The organism is Deinococcus depolymerans (genome assembly GCF_039522025.1).
GTDB lineage: Bacteria > Deinococcota > Deinococci > Deinococcales > Deinococcaceae > Deinococcus > Deinococcus depolymerans.
Map to the genome: position 1 here is coordinate 1 of NZ_BAAADB010000005.1, position 6,652 is coordinate 6,652.

Here is a 6,652-nt window from a genome sequence, read left to right on the forward strand (position 1 = left end):
CCTCCAGCGCACACCGGCGATGGCGATTGGGCTGACCGATCGCGTTTGGACGCTGCGAGCGTGGCTGTCACGGCCTCAAGGCGTTCCCTGTCGGGCATAGTTCCAGCCAACTACCATACTCGAGCACAGGTCGAAAAAACAGCCGCTGAAAAGCGTGCCAGCCTCTGGCGGCATTCGGTTCAACATGCGGGCATGATCGGCATCAACGACACCGTCACTTGGTACGTCATCGGCGGCACAGTTCTTCTCGGGATCTTCGCCCAGGCATTCAAAGCCGCCGGCATTCACCCCCCACTGACCATCCGCGAAATTATCGTCCGCAGTGGCGTGGCCGGAATCGCTGCGCTTACCCTCGGGCTGATCCTGCGGGGACTTGGGAAGCTAGAACTCCACTGGGCGCTCTACATGGGCCTGGGTGGCGTGATCGGGTACTGGGGTCAAGAAGCGCTCGCATGGGCCGTCACGCAAGTACAGCACCGGGCAGGGACCGTGGTGGACCAGGAGAAGGGCGCGTGATCGACCTCACCGCCACCGTGCCTTACGGGGAGGTGATCGGGACGCTCCTGCGCTACTCGCAGGGCTTCCTGGCCCTCTCCCTCACCACCGCCTACGCCCGCCAGCGGAGCCCGGCCTGGGTGATCATCGCGGGACTCCTCGCCGCCTTCTGCTTCACGACGGCCCTCGCACTGCCGGTGCCTATCTCGTGGCAGGGCCTCGCCTGGCTGATCCTGCTAACCCAGATCATTGGCCGGCATGCCCTGGTACCCATTCGAGATGCTGGGGGCCTGTCCTCAGATGAGCTGATGTTTGCCCGTTGTGTGCTGTACGGTGGCAAGAATGGATTCCATAAATGCACGTCTAGAGGCTCTGAATCATGCTGTTCGTAGCTTAGGCAAGCCGATCACCAATGGTGGACAGCGCATGAATCTTATCGAGTGTGTATGGTCTGGGTTGGAAGCGCCAGCAGATAAAGAGTTGGAAGATATTCACTCCATGCAACTGATCTTGCATCAAGTTATTCTGGCTATTTATCGTGAAGTTAAGAAGAAAGATCCTGATGTGGCGTTCTGGATGATTCGCTCTTACATGATAGATCACCCAGATTACCCCGGTAGCAATTTATTTTCCAAAATTGCTTCAGTTATGGAAGCGTCTTTAGCCCTTCGAAAGAACAGTACAACTGCAGATAACAAGACCTCCGGTGATAGGAACACTTCGTTTCTTATTTCGAAAGAGGCATATAGATCTGGGGTTGAATTTATATCATCTTGGATGGGATGGATGACACCACTAGTGCAAGTTTTCAATGGTGATTCTCCTGATTGGCGCATACTTAAGAAGCCGGCAGCCACTAAAATTGAGGAATTTGAAAAGCAATCGAAGGGCAAGGACGGAGTTTTCTCTATACTCTTCAATTTAATAAGTAAAGACCTGAGAAATTCTATAGCTCATAGTGACATCCAACTAGATTCTTACAATGGTAATGTAATATATAGAAACATAAAGAGTGGAACCGAAAACTCGATTCCATTAATTGAATTTATGACACCGATTCTGGTGATGAGTTATCTGCCGAGTATTTATGTAGGTGCTCTGTCAGCAATACTTGTTATGGAGTTTGGGCGCACCGAAGACAAACTAAAATTGCCGGTTTTATCTGTCGAAGCTTTTTCAGGAGTGAAGATTGTATCCAAGTAGTCCAGGGGGAGCTTTTTATAACTTGCATTCGCCATTCGAGGATCGGTGCTCTGGGCGATGCGGAAGATGTTGTCCTCCACGGCCAGCAGTCGCCGTTGGCTCGCGATGTCATAGGCAGTGGCGAATGCTTCATGCTCATCCCGCCACCGGTGCACCGTGGCGTATGGGACGCCGGCCACTTGGCAGGCCGTGAGGCAGCCACCTTCTTCCGCCAGCACCCGGAGGAAGTGCGCCATTCGGTTATTCCGACTGCGTTGCGCTGGCGTCCAGGTGCCGGGCTCCCCGCCGAGCAGAATGGGCGTCTGCTCAGGCGCGTCCATTCGCCTGCCCCCACATGCGGGTTTCCCAATGGACACTCGCGGACATGTCTTCGGCAGTGGCGTACTGGAGCGGTTTCATCAGGACGCGTCCAGCACCAAGGGGAACAGGCACAACCATGTCTTCCTCCTCCTTCTGGAAAACCTGTTCCTCTGTATGGATCAGGTTCCCGCCGAGGCAGAGGTTCTGAAGAACGTCGGTGGGAGTGACGGAGTCCTTCAACACGAACTCGCCTTGACCGTCTCGTGTCCACAGCACGACCGGGTACAACGGGCGGTCCCCGGCCTGTGCCTGCAGCAGCTCCAGCGTCTCCGCCATGGACAACCTATCCCCAGCTTTCACCACACGACCCGTTCCCAGTAACTCGAAGTTCGCCATGCCCGCATCGTGCACCACGAACAGCAAACACCTGGCACACCTCGAGGAGGGCCTCACGTGGAGAAAATTTGGGGTGAGAAGGGCGAGTGCCCAGCATGGTCGCTACATGCCACCGGGGTCTATTGATAACGGCGTAAGTTGACATCGCCCATCACTCCCCTGGGTTGGCAGGACGCTGGCCAAGACGTTTTGCGTTTCAACACGGGTGATGCGGATTTATGCCGTTATCAATAAACGGGGGTGACAGGGGAGAGGTCTGTTAGGGAATCAGGACGTCATGGGTTGGCCATAGCATAGTCGGCGCCCAGTTTGTCAATCATTTCGAGGGCCAACTGGGTGATTAAGGCCCGCTGGTCGGTCAGGGTCGCATTGGTGCTGACGCCTTTCTTGTGCTGATTGTAGATGGCAACATTGCTTGGAAGATTGGGAACTTTGGTCAGGGCAAGCAATTCGACGTTGTAACTCCTGGCTTGTGTATTCCCCAGAGCATTACTGGTCGAGAGATTGAGCCAGAGCCCAACGTATCCAGTGGTTTCACCGCAATTTTGAGCAATAGGGATTCGATATGCAATTAATTTAGTTCTGATACTGCGGGCAATAGTCGTTGCTAAAGTTCGTTGGCCATCGTCTTGGAGAGGGTCATCAACACGAACGTAACGATCTTCAAAGCAGAATTTCACGCCATTTAGGTTTCGGGGGCTCGTGAGGCCGATGAGGGGTTCAGCGTAAGTGGCTCCCAGTAGTAGAGAGGTAAGAAGGGGAAGGCATTTCCAGGGGCTCATGCCTCAGAATAGGCGTTGGGTGAGGCGTTGGGTGATAGTGGCGCGGGTGTGCTCGTCTTCCTGGAGGAGGCGGAGGAGTTCTTCGAGAACAGCTTCCTGCGAGATTGGCCATCCGGCCCGCTTGAGGTCCATCACGAAGATGTCGAGGGCGGCCTTCTGGCTGGGGCGGACGCGGGTGCTGAAGGCGCGTCGCTCCTCTCGGGCGGGCGCCTGGGGGATGACTGGTGCAGCTGGGCCGGGCTCCGGCACCAGGGCAGCGCGGGTGGGTGCGCCCTGTTCAGGCGTGGTGTTCTCCCCTTCCCCTGGGCTTGTGACAAAACTACCGAATCGCGGTTTCTTCGTCATCAGCACACCTCGAGTGTGAGACTGAGGACGTCTGCCCAGGCGTTCTCCGATCGGGGGTCAGCGGCGTCCTTCACCAGTACGCCCTGCTCGTGTGCCCGTTCGTGGGCGGTGTACCGGCGGATGACGGTCTCGCACACCTGCAGGCCGGCGCTGCGCAGCTCGTCGCGGGCACTCTGGCCAACGGTACCGACGGGCTGGGCTTTGGTGATGACGATGTACACGCGGTCGAGGTTCGCGTTCGTAGCGGGCAGTTGCTGGAGCAGACGGGCGGTCGCTTCGACCTCCACCGAGTTCGGCGCCGTGGGGATCAGGACCACGTCTGCGGAGTGGGTCAGGGCGGCAATGTCTTCCAGGGCCGGGCGCCCTTCAGTATCCACGACCAGGTAACGGATCCCGGTGGGGATAGCCTCGCCTTCTTTCAAGACGGTGACGGGTAGCTTTCCCCGCGTGGCCCAGCCGCTGCTGGTCTGGATCGCTGCATCCGCGTCGATCAGGGCAGTCTTACCCTTCAGGGACAGGGCGCCGGCGATGTTAACGGCGAGAGTACTTTTCCCGACTCCGCCTTTAAGTGAGGTGAATGCGACCACGTGCGGCTTGGCTGTCATTCAGGTGAGCATACCTTCTCGCATACGTGCTCACATACTTTCATTCATGCATGAAAGAAAACATGAGAGAGTGATGACATTCTCACCAGTTTGCAAGAGTATCGCGGAGGTCGTCGACTTCGTAGTTCGCGTACCCGCGCCGGGTGGTCTCAACGGATGCGTGCCCCAGGTGGTGCGCCACGCGGGCGATGTCGTTGACCTGGCGCAGCAGGCGGGTACCGGCGAGTTTGCGTCCGGGGTGGAAGCCACGGAATTGCACCTCTGCCGCCTTGAAGGCCTTCTCCATGTGATACCGGGCGGTGGTGACGTGTGAGTACGAGAAGACGGCGCCTTCCGGAGTGGTGCGGCGGCCGTCAGTGGTCTGGCTCGAAGCCTGCTTGAACTTGCTCAGCACTCGGCGGAGGCTGCCGCTCATGGTCACGACGCGGCCCTTCCTTCCTTTGCCTTGCTGAATGGACACCCGGCGAAGCTCCAAGTCGATGTCTTGCCATGTCAGAGCGAGGGCCTCGCTGATCCGTAGGCCCGCATGGGAGAGGAGAAGCAGGAGGACCTGGCCCTGAAGGTCGGTCTGCTCCATCACGGCCGCGATGTCGTCCTCGCTGTAGGGCGGTCGCTTCACGAGTCCGGGTGTGTGATCCCTGGGTACCTTGACATCACGGAAGGGTTCGGCCTCTGTGGCGCCGGCCCACCGGAGGGCCCGGTACAGGCAGTTCGCCGCGGCGACTTTGAGTTCGACGCCTGCGGGCTTGCGCCCGGAACCCAACATATGCGCTACGTACCCGGATGTGTCGCGCCGTCCAGGGCGCAGGAGGTTGATGGCGTTTGAGGTCGCGTACTCGGTGAAGTGCCGGACACCGAGGGTGTATGCCTCGATGGTACGTGCACTGGTCAGCAGGCCGCTGGCTCCCTCATGGGTGAGGTAGGCGCGGGTCAGGGCTATCAGCGCTTGGGTGTCTTTGTCTACAGCCGCCGTCACGGCCCGTCGGCGGAGTTCGTGATCGGGGAGGCCTGCCCACTGCTGGGCTTGCGCGAGGGCAGTTACCTTGTAAAGAACGAGGGTCATATGACGGATGTACTGTATGTGAAAGGATATGACACTCCAGATACAACAATGTAATAGTCGTAATTCTTAGCTAACATTTGGTGATGTATTTCTCCTATCCATTTTCCACTCAACTTCAAAAAATATACCCAATTTTTTGTGTTGTCATCAATGGTGTAGTAAGATAGCGGTATAGAATAATGCTGACTTATCGTCGCGCCTAAACTTCTAATCACTCTAAACAAGGCTCTTTTCTTTATTTTTTTAGCAGAAAGATATTTATGAAGATCCTTATCAATTACATAGATGCGACAGCCTCTAAGTGGGCGTTGTATTGGGTTCAATTGCCATGCTGCATCTAGAGCGGATGGTGTGAAGAGGAGGCTCTTATCCGTTGGCAGTATCACCCTTTTATCCTACCCAATGGAAATTAGGAAGGAAAGATCTTAATACCCAGCCTGTGAGGCTGACACGAGTCCTGAGAAGTTTCGAATAGGTTCCCGCGGAGTGGCAATCTTCTCCGACGTGACGGCGACCTAGCGTTCAAAGCGTCAACTTTTGGCGAATGGCAGGCATCCCTTATCCCGGTTGTTCCCTAGAGATCGGGGTTGCCCGCCCGATTCGGGCATCCCGCTGACTAGCAGCTTCAAGGATGCACTGTGGGATGCGGAAACTGGAGCAGCAGAAGCTGGTGTAGGGCAGATCGGACTGTTCGAAGAGGCGGAGTAAAGCAAACGGGAGGCATCAATACAGATGCCTCCCGTTCGAACTAGAAACCGTTACCACGGCCACCAGCTCAGCAGTTTTGGTCTCTCCTGCTGAATTTGCCGGCTAGCTTCTATCTCTTCCGAGATGTCATCAATTCTCTCCGAAATTTTAGTAATCTGAGCCGATATTCCGTTCAATATATTGTCGAAGCTTTGGGCATCAATGTTTTTCTGAGCTAAACTACCGTTTTGAATTTCCTCAACGAAATTATCATGCATATCAATGAATGATCTTCTAACATTTTCCACTAAATCATCGAACTTCCCCTCAATTATTGAAAGACGATCGATTAAGTCTAATTCACTACCCTTTGCGGGTTTTTCAATTCCACCTACGACACGAATAATAGCCATTCTTAGTGTAATATCGTCACTTTTGCTTACCGCGAATGCTTGTTCCAGCTGGCTAACGATGGGTTCTGGTATATCGTCCGGGACTGGGATCCCCGTGACGGAGGTGTAGTAATCGCAGGCCTTTTTCAGCGTGCTGGTGCTGGTGTCCCAGAGATGAGCCGCTCTTATACGTTTCATACATCCACGGTAGCGAACTGCTGATGACGCCGCGGGTCCGAAAAGCCAAAACATGGTCCTTAATCAAATCTGGTAGTTGGCTGGAACTATGCCCGACAGGGAACGCCTTGAGGCCGTGACAGCCACGCTCGCAGCGTCCAAACGCGATCGGTCAGCCCAATCGCCATCGCCGGTGTGCGCTGGAGG

10 protein-coding genes are annotated in these 6,652 nt (G+C 55.6%); 3 read left to right on the forward strand and 7 right to left on the reverse strand.

All coding sequences use genetic code 11. The features are described 5' to 3' along the window. From ABDZ66_RS03920 to ABDZ66_RS03930, 3 genes are all read left to right on the forward strand, one after another. Positions 1-516, forward strand: a 516-nt coding sequence (locus ABDZ66_RS03920; protein WP_343756296.1) for a hypothetical protein, incomplete at its 5' end; no start/stop codon positions are given. After that, a complete protein-coding gene (locus ABDZ66_RS03925) occupies positions 513-887 on the forward strand; it encodes a hypothetical protein (protein ID WP_343756298.1) in 375 nt (124 codons plus the stop codon). The genes ABDZ66_RS03920 and ABDZ66_RS03925, both read left to right, overlap by 4 nt. After that, positions 838-1,698 carry a hypothetical protein gene (locus ABDZ66_RS03930; protein WP_343756300.1) on the forward strand — a complete coding sequence of 287 codons (861 nt, stop codon included), beginning with the start codon at positions 838-840 and terminating at the stop codon, positions 1,696-1,698. Before ABDZ66_RS03925 ends, ABDZ66_RS03930 begins: the two co-directional genes overlap by 50 nt. Here the strand turns inward: ABDZ66_RS03930 and ABDZ66_RS17260 are convergent. The 7 genes from ABDZ66_RS17260 to ABDZ66_RS03960 all read right to left on the reverse strand — a co-directional run bounded on the left by ABDZ66_RS17260 (position 1,581) and on the right by ABDZ66_RS03960 (position 6,466). Next, entirely contained in the window at positions 1,581-2,018 is a 438-nt protein-coding gene (locus ABDZ66_RS17260; protein ID WP_425544397.1) for a terminase small subunit-like protein, read from the reverse strand. The two genes, ABDZ66_RS03930 and ABDZ66_RS17260, sit on opposite strands and share 118 nt — an antisense overlap. After that, positions 2,005-2,394 (reverse strand): hypothetical protein, encoded by a 390-nt coding sequence (locus ABDZ66_RS03935; RefSeq protein ID WP_343756303.1) that lies wholly within the window; start codon positions 2,392-2,394, stop codon positions 2,005-2,007. Before ABDZ66_RS03935 ends, ABDZ66_RS17260 begins: the two co-directional genes overlap by 14 nt. A 275-nt stretch (positions 2,395-2,669) precedes the next feature. Beyond that, the gene (locus ABDZ66_RS03940) at positions 2,670-3,176 is read right to left on the reverse strand and encodes a hypothetical protein (protein ID WP_343756305.1); all 507 of its coding nucleotides are present in this window, start codon (positions 3,174-3,176) and stop codon (positions 2,670-2,672) included. Between the two features lie 3 nt (positions 3,177-3,179). Next, positions 3,180-3,527: a hypothetical protein gene (locus ABDZ66_RS03945; RefSeq protein WP_343756307.1), complete on the reverse strand. Its 348-nt coding sequence runs from the start codon at positions 3,525-3,527 to the stop codon at positions 3,180-3,182. Next, positions 3,521-4,126 (reverse strand): ParA family protein, encoded by a 606-nt coding sequence (locus ABDZ66_RS03950; protein WP_343756309.1) that lies wholly within the window; start codon positions 4,124-4,126, stop codon positions 3,521-3,523. Before ABDZ66_RS03950 ends, ABDZ66_RS03945 begins: the two co-directional genes overlap by 7 nt. 82 nt (positions 4,127-4,208) lie before the next feature. Further along, positions 4,209-5,189 carry a tyrosine-type recombinase/integrase gene (locus tag ABDZ66_RS03955; protein ID WP_343756311.1) on the reverse strand — a complete coding sequence of 327 codons (981 nt, stop codon included), beginning with the start codon at positions 5,187-5,189 and terminating at the stop codon, positions 4,209-4,211. A gap of 758 nt (positions 5,190-5,947) precedes the next feature. Continuing rightward, positions 5,948-6,466, reverse strand: coding sequence for a hypothetical protein (locus ABDZ66_RS03960; RefSeq protein ID WP_343756313.1), 519 nt, complete (start codon positions 6,464-6,466; stop codon positions 5,948-5,950). Between the last annotated feature and the right edge of the window lie 186 nt (positions 6,467-6,652).

Coding starts and splice junctions, on each gene's coding strand:
- ABDZ66_RS03930 (WP_343756300.1), top strand. CDS start 838: ATGGATTCCATAAATGCACGTCTAGAGGCTCTGAATCATGCTGTTCGT.
- ABDZ66_RS03960 (WP_343756313.1), bottom strand. CDS start 6,466: ATGAAACGTATAAGAGCGGCTCATCTCTGGGACACCAGCACCAGCACG.
- ABDZ66_RS03935 (WP_343756303.1), bottom strand. CDS start 2,394: ATGGCGAACTTCGAGTTACTGGGAACGGGTCGTGTGGTGAAAGCTGGG.
- ABDZ66_RS03940 (WP_343756305.1), bottom strand. CDS start 3,176: ATGAGCCCCTGGAAATGCCTTCCCCTTCTTACCTCTCTACTACTGGGA.
- ABDZ66_RS17260 (WP_425544397.1), bottom strand. CDS start 2,018: ATGGACGCGCCTGAGCAGACGCCCATTCTGCTCGGCGGGGAGCCCGGC.
- ABDZ66_RS03950 (WP_343756309.1), bottom strand. CDS start 4,126: ATGACAGCCAAGCCGCACGTGGTCGCATTCACCTCACTTAAAGGCGGA.
- ABDZ66_RS03955 (WP_343756311.1), bottom strand. CDS start 5,189: ATGACCCTCGTTCTTTACAAGGTAACTGCCCTCGCGCAAGCCCAGCAG.